The organism is Paenibacillus lutrae, assembly GCF_009757775.1.
GTDB classification, from domain to species: domain Bacteria; phylum Bacillota; class Bacilli; order Paenibacillales; family NBRC-103111; genus Paenibacillus_F; species Paenibacillus_F lutrae.
This window is the reverse complement of sequence record NZ_RHLK01000001.1, coordinates 592,803-614,084: the sequence shown is the minus strand read 5'-3', so window position 1 is coordinate 614,084 and position 21,282 is coordinate 592,803. Positions and strand designations below refer to the sequence as shown.

General features: G+C 50.7%; 1 protein-coding gene. It reads left to right on the top strand.

From position 1 onward, the window contains the following. Positions 1-51 precede the first annotated feature (51 nt). Positions 52-21,108 carry a non-ribosomal peptide synthase/polyketide synthase gene (locus EDM21_RS02240; protein WP_157332499.1) on the top strand — a complete coding sequence of 7,019 codons (21,057 nt, stop codon included), beginning with the start codon at positions 52-54 and terminating at the stop codon, positions 21,106-21,108. Positions 21,109-21,282 lie beyond the last annotated feature (174 nt).

Genomic DNA, 21,282 nt, shown 5'->3' with positions numbered 1-21,282 from the left:
ATAACGTGCAAGTTTGAGCATAATTTTGGTGTAAATGGAGAGGTGAATTTATTGGAACAGGTAAAAATTAAAGATATCTATCCGTTGTCCCCTATGCAGGAAGGATTCTTGTTTCATTCTATCCTCGATGAAGTGTCAGAGGCATATTTCGAGCAATCGATCATCACGTTTCATGAAATATTGAACGCTGATCTGATCCAGCAAAGCTTACAGAAGCTGGTCGACCGGTATGATATTTTCCGGACGGTTTTTATGTACAAGGAAACCGAGCGGCCTCTTCAAGTGGTATTGGAGCAGCGTCAGGCGGAAGCCATTCATACGGAAGATTTAAGCGGCCTTCCTGAGGAAGAGAAAAAGAGCCGGTTTGAAGCTTTTCTAAAGGGGGAACGGCAGAAAGGGTTCCATCTGGAAAAGGATATTCCGATCCGGCTTGCCTTGACTAAGTGGACCGATGGGACAAGCAAGCTGACCTGGAGCGTGCACCATATTGTGATGGACGGCTGGTGTATGGGAACGGTAGTTAAAGATTTCTTCGATATTTATACCTCACTACGGGATGGGGTTCCTATCCAATTAGCGCCCGTCTATCCGTTCAGCAGCTTTATCCAGTGGCTGGAAAGACAAGACAAGGATGAAGCGAAAGCGTATTGGCAGCGGTATTTGCTGGACTTTGAGAGTGAAACGACAGTGCCCGGGTATTCGCGTTCTCTTGATCGCGCATTTCAGTCGGAACGGTTTACATACAAGTGGGCAGAGAAATTAACTCAAGGTATGGAGCTTGTAGCCAAGCAGTATCGCGTTACAGTAAGCACCTTGTTTCAATCTCTTTGGGGAGTGCTTCTGCAAAAGTACAACAACAGTACGGATGTTGTTTTCGGATCTGTTGTTTCCGGCAGACCGGATGAAATTCCGGGTATTGAGGATATGGTCGGATTGTTCATTAATACGATACCGGTCCGGATCCATAGCGAAGCGGAAAAACATTTTTCCGACCTGATTACATCTGTTCAGGCTTCCAACATGGAATCCAACCGGTATTCGTATATGTCTTTATCCGACATTCAAAATCATACGGTCTTGAAGCAAAATCTGATTCGTCACATTATCGTTTTTGAAAATTACCCTTATTCCGAAGAACTGATTAACGCTAAAGATCCGAATGCGCTCCAAATTGCCGAAGTAGAAGATGTTGCGCAGACTAATTACGATTTGAATGTAATCGTTGTACCGGGCAGAGAACTTGAAATTTGCTTCAGTTATAACGGGGCCGTCTATGACAAACTGGTGATCGAACGTATTGCGGGACATCTCAGTCATGCCATGGAACTGATTATCCAAAACCCGGATATTCGAATTGCGGATTTGGATTTCCTGACAATCGAAGAGAAGAAGCAGATACTGGCTGATTTCAACAACACTCATAACGGGTATGTGGCAGAGCCTACCATACATCTTTGCTTTGAGAATCAGGCTGCCCAGACACCGGAAGCGGTAGCGGTTGTGTTTGAAGATCTCAAGCTGACTTATCGTGAATTGAACGAACGAGCCAATCGTCTTGCCCGTACTCTGCGCAGTCAAGGTGTAACCCGGGATCGTCTGGTCGGCCTGATGACCGAGCGTTCCGCAGATATGATTGTAGCGATTTTCGGGATTATGAAAGCAGGCGGCGCCTATGTGCCGATCGACCCGGCGTATCCTGAGGAACGTATCCGTTATATGCTGGACGACTCTGGTGCAGATTTACTGTTAACCCAGCGCCATCTGAAGGATAAGGCCGCATTTAACGGTAAGATTCTTGTTCTGGATGAGGAGTCGCAGGTGTATCACGCCGACGGATCAAATCTTGAGCCGGTGTCAGGCCCAGACGATTTGGCTTATGTGATCTATACATCGGGCACTACCGGGCAGCCTAAGGGCGTCATGGTTGAACATCACGGTTTGTGTAACCTGAAATCGTATTTTGATCAAACGTTACAAATCAGTTCGTCAGACCACGCACTGTTGTTCGCCAGTTATTCGTTTGATGCCGCTTGCTGGGAGATCTTCCAGGCGCTATTCTGCGGAGCTGCGCTGTATGTGCCAACGTCGGAGACCATTCTGAATTACGAACGGTTTGAACAGTACATGGCGGACAATCAGATCACCGTGGCCGCCTTACCGCCGACTTATGCGGTGTACCTGAAGCCGGAACGGATGCCGGACCTGCGCATTCTGTTCACGGCCGGATCGGCATCCTCCGCTGAGCTGGTGCACAAATGGAAAGACCGTGTCGCCTACTACAACGGCTATGGACCGACTGAAAACTCGGTAGCGACGTCGATCTGGCCCGTATCGGAAGATCCGAGAGCGGGAGAGCTTATTTCGATTGGCCGCCCGATGCCGAACCACCGGGTGTATATGGTGGACGGGCATGGTCATCTGACGCCTGTAGGCGTAGCGGGCGAGCTATGCGTATCCGGTCCTGGTCTTGCACGCGGGTATTTGGATCGTCCGAAGCTTACGGCTGAGAAATTCGTGCCGAATCCGTTCGCTGACGGAGAAGCAGGCTATGAAAGAATGTACCGGACCGGGGACTTGGCAAGATGGATGCCGGACGGGAACATCGAGTACCTGGGGCGGATTGACCATCAGGTAAAAATCCGGGGATACCGGATTGAACTGGGCGAGATCGAAGCGCAGATCCTGAAAGTGGAAGACGTACAGGAAGTGATCGTGCTGGCGCGTGCGGACGAGCAGGGCCAGAATCAACTTGTTGCCTACTTCGTGGCGGAGCGGAATATTCATTCCAGTGATTTGCGCCGTTTACTGGGCGAGGAACTTCCGAACTATATGGTGCCCTCGTATTTTCTGCAGATGGAGCAAATGCCGTTGACTCCTAACGGAAAAATCGACCGGAAAGCTCTGCCTGCACCAGAAGGAAACGCTCAGAGCCGAAGTGAATATATGGCTCCTCAAACCTCTGCACAGCAAGCGCTGGCTATTGTTTGGCAAACCGTGCTGGGAGCGCCAAAAATCGGTTTGCTGGATAATTTCTTTGATTTAGGCGGAGACTCCATCAAAGCCATTCAAGTGTCATCGCGTCTGCTTCAGGCCGGCTACAAGCTTGACATGAAAGATTTGTTCAAGCATCCAAGTGTCGGTGAGCTTGCCGGATATCTGCGCATGGCTGGTAACAAAACTGCCGAACAAGGCGAAGTAGCAGGTACGGTGGCGCTGACACCGATCCAATTATGGTTTGCGGAGCAGGATCACGCCGCACCACAGCACTTCAATCAGGCTGTTATGCTTCACCGGGAACAGGGATTCCATGAACCGGCACTGCGCCAGGCGCTGACGAAGCTGGTCCGGCATCATGATGCGCTCAGATTGGTTTTCCGCAAGACAGAGCATAGGTATGAAGCGTGGAATCGTGGAACGCATGAAGGTGAGCTGTATGATCTGGATGTCGTGAACTTCTCGTCTTCGCTCACAGGTCCCCAGCTGGGGCGGGCCATTGAATCCAAATCAAATGAGATTCAAAGTAGTATTCGTCTGAACGAAGGCCCTCTCCTGAGACTCGGTTTGTTCCGCTGCGCGGATGGCGATCATTTACTGATGGTGATCCATCATTTAGTTATAGACGGAGTATCTTGGCGCATTCTCTTTGAAGATTTGGCGAATGCGTATGAACAAGCTTTGGCCGGAGAAGCCATTCAGTTGCCTGACAAAACGGATTCCTTCCGTGATTGGTCCGAGCGGCTGTCTGTTTTCGCTGATAGTCCGGAAATGGCAAATGAACGTGCCTACTGGGAGCGTGTAAATCATGCGGCCGGATCAGATTTTGCTCCGCTGCCTGAAGATCTGGAGCATGATGGCAAATTTTTAATACGGGATACAGAAACAGTTGCGGTGAAGCTCACAAAGGAAGAGACCGGTCAACTGCTGAAACAGGCACATCGCGCATACAACACAGAAGTGAACGATTTACTGCTGACCGCCCTTGGCAGGACGCTGTATGACTGGACAGGCAGGGAGCGGACCTTGATCAATCTGGAAGGACACGGACGTGAAGATATTTTACCGAATACGGATATCTCAAGGACGATCGGCTGGTTTACGAGCCAATATCCGGTGCTGCTGAATATCGGCCACTCCTCCGATGTGTCGAGACAGGTTAAACAAGTCAAGGAAGAGTTGCGTCAGATTCCGAATAAAGGGATCGGTTACGGGATTTGGAGATACCTCAGCGAAGCCGGACGGACCAGCGTCATTTATACGGAGCCGCAAGTAAACTTCAACTATTTGGGCGAGTTTGATCAAGATCTGCGCAATAGTGACATGCGTACTTCGCCTTATTCGACTGGATCGGACGTTCACGACCAGACCGAGATGAAGTTCCCGCTGGATGTAGGCGCAATGGTGTCGGACGGGATGCTGGATCTGGATATCCGGTACAACCGTAAAGCGTTAAGCAAGGAAACCGCCCTTTATTTGGCTGAGCGTCTTCGGGAGAATTTGCTCGAAGTAATCCGGCACTGCGTATCACGTGAACGGGCAGAGCTGACCCCGAGTGACGTCCTTATTAAGGATATTACGCAGGAGCAGTTGGACATGATTGTGGAACAGACCCGGCCGGTCGGAGAGCTGGAGAATATCTATGCGCTGACCCCGATGCAGAAAGGGATGCTGTTTCACAACCTTCTGGATTCACAGTCGGGTGCTTATTTTGAGCAGTCCACCTTTGACCTGAAGGGGCATTTCACTATCGCTGCTTTCGCGGAAAGTCTGGATCTGTTGGTGCACAGACATGCGGTACTTCGCACGAATTTCTACAGCGGCTGGAAGGACGAACCCCTGCAGGTGGTATACCGCAATAAACGCAGGGAGCTGTATGTTGAGGATTTACGTGATGTACAAGAAGAGCACCGGAATGATTATATTCTTGAATTCACGCGCAAAGATAAGCAAAGAGGCTTTGACCTGGCAAAGGATGCCTTAATGCGTGTGGCAATTTTACGCACAGGCGAAGATGAGTATCGTCTGATCTGGAGCTTCCACCATATTCTGATGGACGGCTGGTGCCTGTCGCTGGTGACCAATGAAGTGTTTGAAAGCTACTTTGCGCTTCTTGCCGACAAGCAGCCGGAGTTGTTGCCTGTCACGCCTTACAGCCATTACATTGAGTGGCTGGAGCAGCAGGACCGTCAGGAAGCCTCAAATTACTGGAGTACCTATTTGGAAGGGTACGAGGAGCAGTTCCGCCTGCCTCAGGCAAACGTTCAGGATCAAACAGGCTATCAGGCGGAGCACTTTGATTTTGACCTGGACCATGAGCTGAGTGATAGGCTCCAGCAGATTGCAAAGAGATATCAAGTGACGATTAATACACTGATGCAGACCGTATGGGGCGCTCTGCTTCACAAATACAATGGTGCCAAAGACGTTGTATTCGGCAGTGTCGTCTCCGGCCGGCCGGCGGATATTCCGAATGTGGAGCATATCATTGGCCTGTTTATTAATACGATTCCAGTCCGGATCCAGTCCGTGGGGAATGAGACGTTTGGAGAGTTGATGCAGAGAACTCAGGCTCAGGCTCTTGCTTCCAATGCTTATGATACGTTCCCGCTGTATGAAATCCAAGCGCTTACGGATCAAAAACAGGACTTAATTAACCATATTATGGTATTCGAGAATTACCCGATGGAAGAACAAATCGAGCAGCTGGGTGACGGTGACGACGCCACGTTCACGATATCGAACGTCGTGGCAACGGAACAGACGAACTATGATCTTAATGTGATAGTGATGCCGGGGGAAGGCATAAAAATCAGTTTCCTTTATAATGCACTCGCTTTTTACCCGTCAGGAATTGAGAGGTTAGGAGGACATTTAACCCGCTTATTGGAGCAAATCGCCGTTAAACCCGATATCCGGCTTGGAGAACTGGAACTCGTCACTGCCGCCGAAAAAAGAAAGATTCTTGGGGAATACAACGATACTACAGGTGACTATCCGCGCGATCAAACGATTCAAGAGCTGTTTGAAGAGCAGGCTGAACGTACCCCGCATCATATCGCTGTTGCACTGGGGGGGCAATCTCTAACCTATCAGGAGCTTAACGAGACAGCTAACCGCTTAGCGCGTACTCTGCTGGAAGCGGGAGTGAAGACGGATGAGCCTGTCGGTATACTGACCGAGCGTTCGCTGGATATGATTATAGGAACACTGGCGATTCTGAAAGCCGGGGGTGCTTATGTGCCCGTGGATGTGGAATACCCGGAAGACCGTATCCGTTACATTCTGGAAGACTCGGGAGCCGGCATAGTTCTGGCACAGCACCATCTGCTGGACCGCTGTTATTTTGACGGGCAGGTTCTTGATTTGAATGCCGAGGAATCCTACAATCCGGATGATTCCAATCTGGCACTTGAAGGTTCCGGGAACGATGCTGCATATGTCATCTATACATCCGGGTCGACAGGTAAACCGAAAGGTGTGGTCGTCGAGCATCAAAGTGTGGTTCGTCTTGTGCGGAATACGGATTATGCACAGTTCGATGAATCGACCCGGATGCTGCAGACCTGTGCGTTTGTATTCGATGTGTCGACATTTGAGATATGGGGCGCCCTGCTGAACGGAGGACAGCTTGTACTCGTGCGCAAGGACGATCTTCTGGATGCGGCGAAGCTCAAGAAGACGATAAGTGATCACCACATTACGATGATGTGGCTGACTACACCGCTGTTCAATCAGCTTTCCCAGCAGGACAGCAGATTGTTCGGAGACGTGAAACACTTGCTTGTCGGAGGCGACAAGCTGTCCGTTCCGCACATTAACCGGGTGCTGCAGGATAATCCGGCTATGAGTATTATTAACGGGTACGGGCCAACGGAGAATACGACCTTCTCGACCACTCACCTGATTGAAGGGGAACAGTTCGATACCGTACCGATCGGCCGTCCGATCCGAAACTCTACAGCGTATGTTGTGGATGCGGATTTCAACCTCCAGCCGGTGGGTGCTTGGGGCGAACTGGTTGTCGGCGGAGACGGGGTTGCGCGGGGTTATTTGAACCGTCCGGAACTGACAAACGAACGATTTATCGCAAACCCGTTTGCAGCGGGGGACCGCTTGTACCGGACAGGGGACCTTGTACGCTGGCGTGAGGACGGAACACTGGAATATCATGGCCGCATGGACGAGCAGGTCAAAATTCGCGGCTACCGCATTGAGCTGGGTGAAGTCGAGACTCATTTGCTCAATCTGGATTCCGTAAGGGAAGCAGTCGTGATTGCACGGGAGGATGAGTTCGGGCAAAAGGTCCTGTGTGCTTATTTTACAGCTGACCGCGAGTGGAATGTTGGAGAGCTTAGAACTCGGCTGGCACAAGAAATACCGGGTTATATGGTGCCTTCCTATTTTATACGTCTGGATCAGATTCCTTTAACGCCAAACGGTAAAATCAACCGAAAAGCCTTGCCTGCACCGGAAGGAAATATTCTGGGCATAACCGAATATGTAGCTCCTCAGACAGCCGCGCAGCAAGCTTTGGCTTCTGTATGGCAAACCGTACTGGGTGTGCAGCAAGTAGGCATGCTGGATAACTTCTTTGATTTGGGCGGGGATTCCATCAAGGCCATCCAGGTCTCATCCCGATTGCTTCAGGCGGGTTATAAGCTGGAAATGAAGGACTTGTTCAAGTATCCGAATGCACTCGATCTTGCTGCGCATCTCCGATTAGCCGGTCTCAAAACAGCCGAGCAAGGTGAAGTTACGGGCAGCGTTGCGCTGACCCCGATCCAGCGCTGGTTTGTCGAGCAAGATCAGGAGGCACCGCATCATTTCAATCAGGTTGTCATGCTTCACAGGGTGGACGGCTTCAACGAGCCGGCACTTAGAGAAGCCCTAACGAAACTGGTCCAGCATCATGATGCGCTGCGGACGGTATTCCGCCGGACGGAACATGGTTACGAGGCGTGGAATCGCGGGGTTCACGAAGGTGCGTTCTATCATCTGGAGGCAACCGATTTCAAAGAAATAACAGACGAAACTGAACGGGGACGGGCTATTGAGGCCAAATCCAGTGAGATTCAAAGCCGTGTAAACCTGAATGAAGGCCCGCTCCTGAGGCTTGGTTTGTTCCGCTGCACGGATGGCGATCATCTGCTGATAGTTATTCACCATCTGGTGGTTGATGGAGTATCGTGGCGCATTCTGTTCGAAGATCTGGCAAGTGCTTACCAACAGGCAATGAGCGGGGAAACGATTCAATTGCCCGACAAAACGGATTCTTACAAAGCCTGGTCCGAGCGGCTGTCCGTTTATGCGAATAGCCCGGCCATGGAGAACGAGAAGTCCTATTGGGAAAATGTAAACGAAGCTGCCGTGTCAGGTTACGTTCCATTACCTGAGGATATGGAGCATGACGGCAGATTTAGAATAACCGATACGGATGCAGTCACGTTGCAACTTTCGGAAGAAACGACGGATCAGCTACTGAAACAATCCCACCGTGCATACAACACGGAAGTGAACGACCTGCTGCTCACCGCTCTCGGTAGGGCGCTGTATGAATGGACGGGCAAGGAACGGACTTTGATTAATCTGGAAGGACACGGGCGTGAAGATATTTTACCAGATACGGATATATCGCGTACGATCGGCTGGTTTACGAGCCAGTATCCGGTGCTTTTGGACATCGGCACATCAGCAGATGTTTCCGGACAAATCAAACAGGTCAAAGAAAGTCTGCGTCATATTCCAAATAAGGGGATTGGCTACGGCATTTGGAGGTACCTCAGTGAGTCGGGACACGCGGGCGTGAATCATGCTGAGCCTCAAATATGCTTTAACTATCTGGGTGAGTTTGACCAGGATCTGCATAATAGCGACATGAAGACTTCTCCTTATTCTACCGGTTTGGGGGAAAGTGACCGGACGGAGATGAAATATGTACTGGATATAGGCGGTATGGTAACGGGCGGAAAGCTGGAGCTGGAGCTGCGTTATAACTGTAAAGCGTTCTATAGCAATACTGTTGAGCAGCTCGCTGAACGCTTCAAGGAGAATCTGCTGGAAATTATCCATCACTGCGCGTCCAAAGAACGGCCGGAATTGACTCCGAGCGATGTCTTGTTTAAGAAGTTGACAGCCGAGCAGCTGGACGAAGTGGTGGAACAGACACGGCCGGTCGGGGAAGTGGAGAATATATATGCGCTGACCCCGATGCAAAAGGGAATGCTGTTTTTTAACTTAATGGATTCAGAGTCCGTTGCCTATTTCGAGCAGTCGTCTTTTGATCTAATAGGGGACTTTAATAGGGATGCTTTTGCAGCGAGCCTGGATTTGCTGGTACAGAGGCATTCCGTACTGCGGACCAATTTCTATAGCGGCATGCAGGATGAACCGCTTCAAGTGGTATTCCGGAACAAGCGCAGTGAACTGTTTGTCGAAGATTTACGTGATCTGGAGGAGGAGAGACGAAGCGAGTATATCCTCGCCTATACGCGTCAAGATAAAGAGAGAGGATTTGACCTGGAGCAGGATGCTTTAATGCGTGTGGCGATTCTGCGTACGGGAGAAGATTCCTATCGTTTTATCTGGAGCTTCCACCATATTGTAATGGACGGCTGGTGCTTGTCACTGGTAACGAACGAAGTGTTTGCCAGTTATTTTGCGGCGCTAGCCCATAAACAGCCTGAGCTGGCACCCGTAACACCTTACAGCCGGTATATTGAATGGCTGGAGCAGCAGGACCGTGAGGAAGCTTCGCGCTACTGGAGCAGTTACCTTGATGGATATGAGGAACCGGCTCGGCTGCCTCAGGCCAAGTCTCAAGGCCGGCAGGATTATCAGTCGGAGCATCTTGACTTTAATCTGGGTGTGGATTTGACGGCTGGAATTCAGCGGATTGCCAAGCATTATCAGGTGACGATCAATACGCTGATGCAGACGATATGGGGTATTCTGCTGCAAAAGTACAACGGGACAAATGATGTGGTGTTTGGCAGTGTCGTATCCGGACGTCCTTCTGACATTCCGAATGTCGAGGGCATGATTGGCCTGTTTATCAATACAATACCGGTTCGTGTTCTGTCCGAAGAAGGGGAGACTTTTACCGGGTTAATGAAAAAAACTCAGCAGAAAGCACTGTCATCAGGCTCCTATGACACGTTCCCCCTATATGAAATTCAGGCGCTGACGGAACATAAGCAGGATATGATCGATCATATTATGGTGTTCGAGAATTATCCGGTGGATGAACAAATCGAACAGTTAGGTGATGGGGAAGAAGCGAGTTTCAGCATAAATTCAGTCGAGTCGGTCGAGCAGACAAACTATGATTTCAATGTGGTGATTCTGCCGGGGAATTCGATCCGGATCATCTTTGGCTACAATGCACAGAAATTTGACCGCCAAAATGTAGAACAGATACAAGGGCACCTGGTGCGTTTACTGGAGCAGGTAACGGCAAATCAATACATTCGGATTGATGAACTGGACGTAGTAACCGATCAGGAACGTGAGCTTATCGTCGGTGTTTGGGGCGATACGGCAGCGGAATTTGCACATGAACAAACGATTCATGGCTTGTTCGAAGCGCAAGCAGCGAAGACGCCGGAGCAAACTGCACTCTTCTTTGAAGGCAAGCAGTTGTCTTACCGCGAGCTGAACGAACGTGCAAACTCTTTGGCCCGTACTCTGCGTAATAATGGTGTGACAACGGATCAGCTGGTCGGTCTGATGACCGATCGATCGTTAGATATGATCGTAGGGATTCTTGGGATTTTGAAAGCCGGCGGCGCGTATGTGCCCGTTGATCCGGCCTATCCGGAGGAACGTATCCGCTATATGCTGGATGACTCCGGTGCGAATCTGCTTGTGGCTCAAAGCCATCTGCTGGAGAAAGCGGCTTTTGACGGAAAAGTGCTTATACTGGATATCGAGCAGCAAGGACAGGCAGTCAGCGCAATCGGATATGAGGAAACGGATGCGCGTCTGATCTGCACTCCTGTGTATCACGAAGACGGTTCCAATCTGGATCCGGTATCCGGTCCTCATGATCTGGCGTATGTGATCTATACATCGGGAACCACGGGTCAGCCCAAAGGTGTAATGCTGGAGCATCAGGGTCTATGCAACCTGAAAACATATTTCGATCAAACGCTGAACATCGGTTTAGCCGATCACGTTCTTCTGTTTGCGAGTTATTCATTCGATGCAGCATGCTGGGAAATGTTACAGGGGTTATTCTATGGAGCAACCCTGTACATGCCGACGTCCGAGACGATTATGGACTATGAGCTTCTGGAGCAATACATGGCGGAACACCAGATTTCGATTGCGACGCTGCCACCGACCTTTGCGGTATACCTGGAGCCGCAGCGAATACCAGACTTGCGCATCCTGTTCACAGCCGGTTCGGCCGCCACTACAGAATTGGTTAACAAGTGGCAGAGTGAGGTTGCCTACTACAACGCTTACGGCCCGACGGAGAACTCGGTAGCAACGTCCGTATGGCCGGTGCCAGCAGAACCGAGAGCCGGTGAGCTGATTTCCATCGGACGTCCGGTGCCGAATCACCGGGTGTACATGGTAGATGTGCACGGGCATCTTGCACCAATCGGTATAGCAGGTGAATTATGCGTCTCGGGTCCGGGACTTGCGCGGGGATATGTAGGCCGACCGGAGCTTACGGACGAGAAATTCGTACCGAATCCTTTCGCTGGAGGTGATCCAGGTTACGAAAGAATGTACCGGACAGGAGACCTGGCGAGATGGATGCCGGACGGTAATATCGAGTATCTGGGGCGGATCGACCATCAGGTAAAAATCCGGGGGTACCGGATCGAGCTAGGTGAAGTGGAAGCTCAAATTCTGAAGGTGGATGACGTACAAGAGACCATCGTACTCGCACACGAGGACGGGCAGGGACACCACCATCAATTGATAGCGTACTATGTTGCGGAGCGTGAGGTGAGCCCAAGTCAGCTGCGCAGTTCATTGGCGGATAAACTTCCGAATTACATGGTGCCTTCTTACTTGATTCAGATAGCGCAAATGCCGCTGACTCCTAATGGCAAAATCGACCGGAAAGCTCTCCCTGCACCTGAAGGGGTCTATAGGGGCGGGTCCGGTTATATGGCTCCGCGGACATGGGTAGAAGTTAAGTTAACGCAAATCTGGCAGGATGTATTAGGATTGGCGCAGATAAGTATTAAAGATAACTTCTTTGAAATCGGCGGACATTCACTGCGCGCAACCACTCTCGCCTCTAGGATTCATAAAGAAATGAACAAGCCGCTTCCTTTGCGGAGTATTTTTGAAGCACCTACAATTGAGCAGCTGGCAGAGGTTCTCGAGAATATGGAACAGAAAGCCTATGCCTCCATTCCGGCAACGGAAGACCGCAGCTGCTATCCGTTGTCCTCGGCACAAAAACGGATGTATGTGCTGCACCAGCTTGAACCGGATGAGGTTAGCTATAATACATCGTCTGTCCTGCATGTGAGCGGCCCGCTTGACGTCAAACGGGTGGAAGAAGTATTCCATCAGTTGATTGCTCGTCATGAAACGCTCCGCACGACTTTTGAACTTGTGGACAGTGAACCGGTACAGCGGCTTCAAGATTCCGTGCCGTTTGAGATAGAATATTTGAAACTGTCGAAACAGCAGGAAGCGATGGAAGAAGCGGTACCCCATGAAGGAATAGAAGAGCGGATTCGCGGATTCATACGTCCGTTTGATCTCCAAGCGGCTCCTCTGCTTCGCGTGGGACTGATCGAGCTGGGCTTACAGGGTGTGGACGAAGAGCAGCAGTATCTGCTGATGCTCGACATGCACCATATCATTTCGGACGGAATATCGCTTGGCGTATTAGCCGATGAATTTGTCCAGTTGTACAGCGGCGGGGAGCTGACTTCCCTTAGAATTCAATACAAGGATTACGCCGTATGGCAGCAAAGCGAATCGCAGCAGGAATGGATGAAACAACAGGAAAAGTACTGGCTGGATGTATTCCGGGGCGAATTGCCCGTTCTGGACCTGCCGACAGACTTTGACCGCCCGGCCGTCCGCAGTACGGATGGGGATATGGTGGAATTCAAATTGGAGCGAGAAGTCAGCGATCAGCTGAAAGAACTGGCGGCACGAACGGGAACGACATTGTATATGGTCCTGCTGGCAGCCTATACGGCGCTTTTGCACCAGTATACGGGGCAAGAGGATATTGTAGTCGGTACACCGATTGCAGGAAGGCCACATGCCGATCTGGAACCGATTCTGGGGATGTTCGTCGGCACACTAGCTCTGCGTAATTATCCGAAAGAAGAGCAGACGTTCCTTAGTTATCTGAAGGATGTGAAAACAACTGCGCTGCAAGCTTACGAGAATCAGGATTATCCTTTCGAAGAATTGGTGGAGAAACTGAATATTAAGCGCGATATGAGCCGCAACCCGCTCTTTGATACGATGTTTGTCCTGCAAAACACCGAGGAAAGCGAACTGAAACTTGAAAATCTGACTTTCCGGCCCTATGGCCTGGAGCAGACTCCGGCAAAATTCGATCTGACTTTAGAGGCCAGCGAAGAAGAGGAGGGCATTCAGCTCGGGTTACAGTTTGCGACTTCACTTTATAAGCGGGAAACAATTGAACGGATGACGCGTCATTTCGTCAGGCTGACTCAAGCCTTTGCGGCCAAACCGGATAGGAAACTCGGTGAGCTCGAACTGTTCACAGAGGAAGCAACCGCTCATGTACTGAAGGTACATCGGGAGCGCAGACATGCTTTACGCTACTGGAGCAACTACCTGCAGGGATTCGAGGAGCCGTCCCGGCTGCCGCAAGCCAGAATTCAGCAGAAAGCGAATGGTAAGGCGGAGTATCTGCATTTTGATCTGGGTCATGGCCTGACGGATGATATCCGGAGGATTTCGAATCACTTCCAAGTCACGATTCGCACGCTGATACAGTCCGTATGGGGTGTTCTGCTGCAGAAATACAACGGAACTCATGATGTCGTTTTTGGCAGCGTCGCGGTAGGTAGTCCGGCGGATATTCCGGATGCGGAGGGCATGATTGGCCAGTTCGTCAATACGGTGCCGGTCCGCATTCAGGCGAATGAAGGCGAAGGATTGGCCGATCTGCTGCGGAGAACGCATCAACAAGGACTTGCTTCCAACGTTTACGCCGCATTCCCGCATGAGGACATTCAAGCGTTGACTGAGCTTAAGCAGGATTTAATACATCACATCATGGTGTTCGAACATGATCCGGTTCTCGGGAAGAATGAACCGTTCCGTGAGAATTTCAATCTCACTGCAATAGAGCTGGCTGAGCAGACGGGTTATGATTTTAGCATGGCCGTTCTTCCGGGTGACACGATTCGGATGAGATTCAGCTACAATTCACAGGCGTTTGACAGCGAAAGCATCGTGCAAATTCAGGGACATCTGAAACAGCTGCTGGAGCAAGTAGCCGTTAACCCGGACATACGGATAAGTGAACTCGATGCAGTGACCGCACGTGAGCGTGAGCAAATCCTTCGCGTATGGGGCGACACGACATCGGAGTATGCGCATGAACAAACCATTCACGGCTTGCTGGAAGCGCAAGTTCTGCAGACACCGGATCAGCCGGCACTGTTCTTTGAAGGAGAACAGTTCAGCTATCATGAGCTGAATGAACGTGCAAACCGACTGGCCCGTACCCTACGCAGCAGGGGTGTGACAAAGAATCAATTAGTCGCTCTGATGACTGAACGCTCCGCAGATATGATCGTAGGTATCTTCGGGATTTTGAAAGCCGGGGGCGCGTATGTACCGGTTGATCCGAGTTATCCGGCGGAGCGCATCCGCTATATGCTGGATGACTCCGGTGCGGCAATCTTGCTGACGCAAAACCATCTGGTGGAAAAAGCAGCTTTTGACGGTAAAGTGCTAGTTCTGGATGGAGAAAAAGATGCGGAGGCAAGTGTTTCGGGCAAAGCGGAACAACAAATCTGCACGTCCGTGTATGATGAGGACGGCACGAATCTGGAGCCGTTATCTGGCCCGCATGATCTTGCGTACGTGATTTATACATCGGGAACAACAGGCCAGCCCAAAGGTGTCATGCTGGAGCATCGAGGACTGTGTAATCTGACAACACATTTCCATCAAATGCTGCGCATTGACTCTTCTGATCATGTGCTGATGTTTGCCAGCTATTCGTTTGATGCATCTTGCTCGGAGATTATCCAGTCTGTCCTATGCGGAGCGACACTTTACGTACCGACTTCGGAGACGATCTTGAATTATGAGCAGTTGGAAAAGTATATGGCGGAGCACCGGATTACGATTGCGACACTGCCTCCGGCTTATGCCGTTTATCTGCATCCGGAGCGGATTCCGAATTTGCGTGTTCTGCTCACAGCCGGCTCGGCGTCTTCTGCCGAACTCGTGTACAAGTGGAAGGACCATGTAGAGTATTTCAACGGGTATGGACCGACAGAGAATTCGGTTGCGACCTCATTCTGGCCGGTATCCCAAGATGCTAGAGCCGGAGAAATCATTTCCATCGGTCGTCCAGTGTCCAACCACCGGGTGTATATGGTGGACGGACACGGTCATCTGGCACCTGTAGGCGTACCGGGAGAATTGTGCGTATCCGGTCCGGGTCTTGCACGGGGATATTGGAACCGACCGGAGCTCACCGCTGACAAATTCGTGGCGAATCCTTATGCTGCCGGCGAGGCGGGTTATGAGAAGATGTACCGGACGGGAGATTTGGCCAGATGGATGCCGGACGGCAACATCGAATATTTGGGCCGGATCGATCATCAGGTGAAAATACGCGGATACCGGATTGAGCTTGGGGAAGTGGAGGCGCAAATTCTGAAGGTAGATGGTGTGCAGGAAGCGATCGTACTGGCGCATGCAGACAAGCAGGGTCAGAATCAACTGGCTGCGTACTATGTCGCGAAGGGGAATGTAAGTTCAAGCCAGCTGCGCATTTCACTGAGTGAGAGCCTCCCGAATTACATGGTTCCTTCGTACTTCCTGCAGTTGGAGCATATGCCGTTGACGCCTAATGGCAAAATCGACCGGAAATCACTGCCTGCGCCGGAAGCTAACCATCAGACGGGTGCTGAATATTTGCCTCCGCGTACAACTCTGGAAATTCAACTGGAAATGATATGGAAAGTAATTCTGGATATCCCGTCCGTCGGAATTAAAGATAATTTCTTTGAAATTGGAGGACATTCACTGCGGGCGACAACTTTGGCGGCAAGAGTTCACCAGACACTGGACGTTGCATTCCCGCTGCGGAATATTTTCCGGTATCCGACGATTGAACAGATGGCGCAAGCCATTGAAGAATTATCACCCAACCCGTATGCAGCGATTCCGGCAGCCCAATACAGGGACAGCTATCCGGTCTCCACGGCACAGAAACGGCTGTATATCTTAAGCCAGATGAACAATTACAATATGTCGGCAATGCTGCTGATGGAAGGGCAGTTAGATCTTGCGCGGCTTGAGATGGCGTTTGCCCGACTGATTCGTCGCCACGAAACACTTCGGACTGCATTTGAACTTGTTGAGGGTGAACTGGTTCAGCGGATAGTTGACAAGGTCGATTTCAAGCTGGAGCGTATGCAGGCAAACGGCGATGCCGGAGCCATGATGAACAAGTTCATCCGCCCGTTCGATTTAGCGAAAGCGCCGCTGCTGCGAGCTGCATTGGTGGAGGAAGCACCTCAGCGCCATCGTTTATTGTTTGATATGCACCATACGATCTCTGACGGTGTATCCATGAGCATCTTATTGAATGAACTTCCTCGGTTGTATGAAGGCTTGGAGCTGCCTGAACTGCGAATCCAGTACAAGGACTATGCCGTATGGCAGCAGGCGGATATAGCCGGCGAGTGGATGAATAAACAGGAAGCCTATTGGCTGGAACGCATGAGCGGAGAAATTCCTATCCTGGATATTCCATCCGATTATGCGAGACCTTCTACGCGCAGTTCTTCCGGAAGTATGCTGGCATTCACGATTGATCCGCAAGAAGCAGCCGCACTGAAGCAGATCGCTCTGCAAACGGGTGCCACCTTATTTATGGTTCTGCTGGCTGCTTACAAGACATTGTTGTTCAAATACAGCGGTCAGGAGGACATGATCGTCGGGACGCCGATTGCAGGCAGACAACACGCGGATTTGCAGCCGATTATCGGCATGTTTGTCAACACGCTGGCGCTGCGCAGCTTCCCTGAGGGAGAGAAGACTTTCCTCGACTTCGTGCAGGAAGTGAAGGAACTGGTACTGAATGCTTATGAACACCAGGACTACCCGTTCGAAGTGCTGGTGGAAAAGCTGGATGTTAAGCGCGACATGAGCCGCAATCCGCTCTTTGATACGATGTTTGTCCTTGAAAATGCGGAACCGGATAAGCTGCCGGGCTTTACGGATTTGCAGGTTAGCCTATGCCCCGGTGAGCAGAACGAGGCAAAATTCGATCTGACGCTCAATGCTTCAGAGAACTCTGAAGGGATGACATTCAGTATCGAATACGCGGATAGCTTGTACAAGCGTGAAACCGTTGAACGGATGGCTCATCATTTTGTTCAACTGCTGCGCGCCATTGCAAACGATCCGAAGACGAAACTTTCCGCAATCGAGATTATTACTCCCGAAGAAAGCAAGATGATTCTGGAGGTATGGGGCGATACGGAGACGGACTATCCGCGGGATAAGACGATTCATCAATTGTTCGAAGAACAGGTCGAAAAGACTCCGGATCAGGCAGCGGTTGTTTTTGAAGGCAGCGAAATGACATACCGCGAGTTAAACGAGCGGGCAAACCGCTTAGCTCATGTGTTGAGAGCCAAAGGCGTTAAAGGAGATCATCTGGTCGGCATGATCATGGAACGCTCGTTAGAGATGATCGTCGGAATCTTCGGGATCTTAAAAGCCGGCGGAGGGTATGTGCCTATCGATCCGGAGTTTCCGCAGGAGCGCGTCCACTTTATGCTGGAAGACAGCGGTGTGAATATCGTCCTTGCGAAGCAGGAGTTCTCTTCTCTTGTACCGGCGGATGTTCAGATCATCCCGCTTGACAATGAGCTGCTGCTTCAAGGAAATGCTTCCAACCTGACCGTTGCATGCAGCCCGGGCGATCTGGCCTATGTCATGTATACCTCCGGTACGACTGGCAGACCGAAAGGCGTTATGATCGAGAACTCCAATGTCATTAACATGTCAACCGGATTTACCCGGCAGGTCTACAGAAAGTACGAGGCTCCTATGCGTATGGCGTGGCTGTCCCCGTATGTATTCGATGCATCGGTGAAACAAATCTTTCCTTGCTTGCTTCTGGGACATACGCTTTACGTCGTACCGAGAACAATTAGTACCAGCGGCGAGCGGCTGGCTGATTATTACAGATCGGAGCAAATTGATTTTTCGGACGGTACGCCGGCGCATCTGCAGCTTTTAACGGAAATGCAAGATCCGGTTGCAGATTTAAACGTCAAACATTTTATTTTTGGAGCGGAGGCTCTGCCTGTTCATCTTGTTAACGAGTTCTTAAGCAGGCGCCCCGGATATCGTCCGAGTATGACGAATGTGTACGGTCCGACGGAGTGCTGTGTGGATTCAACCGCTTATGACATAGGCGATGACATACAAACAGCATGGACGCATACAGTTCCGATCGGCAAGGCGCTTGCTAATCAATGTGTGTATTTGATGGACCCGCAGAACAGGCTGGTGCCTGTAGGGGTTGCAGGTGAAATATACATTGGCGGCGACGGGGTCGGACGCGGGTACATGAGGAACAAAGTGTTAACGGATGAGAAATTTATAGCGGATCCGTTCAAACCGGGCAAACGGATGTACAGAACGGGCGATTTGGCCCGGTGGATGCCGGACGGTACGATTGAATACCTGGGCAGGCTTGATCATCAGGTGAAAATCCGGGGCTATCGGATAGAGCTGGGTGAGGTAGAAGCGCAGATGATGGCGATACCTTCTGTCCGGAAAACAATCGTAGTGGCCCGGGAGAACGAATCAGGTCAAAAAGACTTGTGTGCCTATTTCGTGGCGGATAAAGAACTGACAGTAAGCGAAATTAGAGCGGCACTGACTCTGAATCTTCCCGGTTATATGATGCCGGCCTATTACGTCCAATTGGATCGGATGCCGCTCACACCGAACAACAAGATCGACCGCAAGGCTCTGCCGGCGCCCAAAGGGGACATTCAGACAGGCATTGAATACGCGGCACCTCGGAATGCGACGGAAAGTCTGCTGATTGATATTTGGAAAGATGTTCTGGGAGCGGGAACGATCGGCATCGATGATAATTTCTTCGAGCTGGGCGGCCACTCCTTGAAGGCGATCCAGTTTGTCTCAAAAGCCCAGAGCGCCGGCATCGAACTCGGAATCAATGAGGTCTTCCAATATCAGACGATCCGTCAGTTATCAGCATTGATAGGAAGTGCGGGGTCTGAAGCAGACACACTTGTTAACAATTATACGGACGCTGAAGCTATCCTAGAGGCTACCTTCGGTGTGCGGGCGCAGTTTAACTCCGCACCGGTTGAAGGAAATGATCGCTTGATCTTACAGGTAGACCCATTCATTACGGAACGGGCAGATGAATGGAATGAATTTATTCAATCTCATCTTCATCCGAACCTCCATCCGCACTATGTGTCGCCTTTTGAAGATGCAGGAGTTGGAAGAGCCGGAGCGGGTGGCAAACAGGATGTGCAAGATTTATCAGCCGAACAGCTGGGTGCGGTAACGGAGCAGCAGGCGAACTTGTGCCTGGAACAGCTGGCGGTCATGAACGAAGCCTGGAATGTCTCTCTGCTATCGGGAATACCCGAAGAGAGATATGGCCTGGGGCCGGCCCAGCAGTATCATCTGGAGAACCCGCTGTGTTCGGGCGGAGTGATTCCGTTTGACACGTTCTTGCTGGATTCAGGCAGGTTAACCGCAGCTGTGGGTCGTCTCCTGAATCGCCATGAATTGCTGAGAAGCGTACTGGTTCAGACGCAAGAGCGCACCGTGTGGGAACTGATGCCTGTGCCTGAGCAGATCCAATTACCGGTGCTGGATTTATCTGAATATCCGGCGGCCAAGCAGAAACAGCTGCTCGCGTTGATCCTGCCGCAGTTCTACATGACGCCTTATGAGATGAATGGATCTCTGTTGTACCGTATTGCACTTGTCCGTTTGAACTTACGGGAACATCTGCTGCTGCTTCCTTGCTCGCATATCATTTACGACGGGATGAGTGGTGATGTTATCAAAAGCGAACTGTACCGTGAATATGCGGCTAAAAACGAGCAGCCCGTGGCTGGAACCGATTCCTATCGGGATTATGTCCGTCAGGTTAGCAAGGGACCTCAAGGAATGGATGATCAGCAGCTTGTTGAAGCATTCAGGCTTTCATCTTTTGCAAGTGCGATGAAGGAGCTGGCTCTTACGGTGAGTAAGCGCAGTCGTGCGGGCTCTACCGAGCTGGATTATGAGCTGGCGGATTGGGGCAAGCCGGTCGAAGCCGGACAAATGTGGAATTTGTCCTTGCAGCTAGCGGCCCGGTTTTTCCGCAGCTATTTGCAAATGACGGAAATTCCGATTCTCCTCACCAACTACGGAAGGAAATATGAAGAAAAACAATATTTTGATACCGTAGGCGAATTTATTGATCATATTCCTGTGCTGCTGACAGATGAGCGTGACCTAAGCCAGGATATTCAGAAGAAATTGAATTTGGCTGTATCACGAAACCTGAACTTCCTGAACTTGATTTACAATGACGAGATGACTTCGTCTTATCCGCTGTCTAAGCAGTATATGAAGCAGAGTCTGCAGCAGCTGCCTATCGTGTTTAACTATCTCGGTGAGTCGTCAGATAAAGCACAGTTGTTTGAAGACATGCAGATGTTTGAGAATTTGGAAGATGGCGCAAAAATCTCTTCAGGCAAGCCGATCATTTTCTTCACAGTTCAACATCAGGATGACGCTCTTCGTATATCGCTTGAACTGCCCTATGAAGAGGACCAGTCCTTCATTAAAGAACTATTGGAGGCTGAACTCGGCAGGCTCCGCAGCAACAAGCAAGATGGAGTGTTGATGTAAGAAATCTAGGATCAACTAGAGAACTGGAATCTTGGCTTGGGCTGGATAGCGGGTGCAACAGATTCGCAGCATCATTTGAATCTTTCTCCGCTAATACAGGCACGGGTACCGGTGAGCAAACTCACGGTACCCCAAAGTCAAGATGTCCGCTCTGACCATCCTGCACCTAAGGAG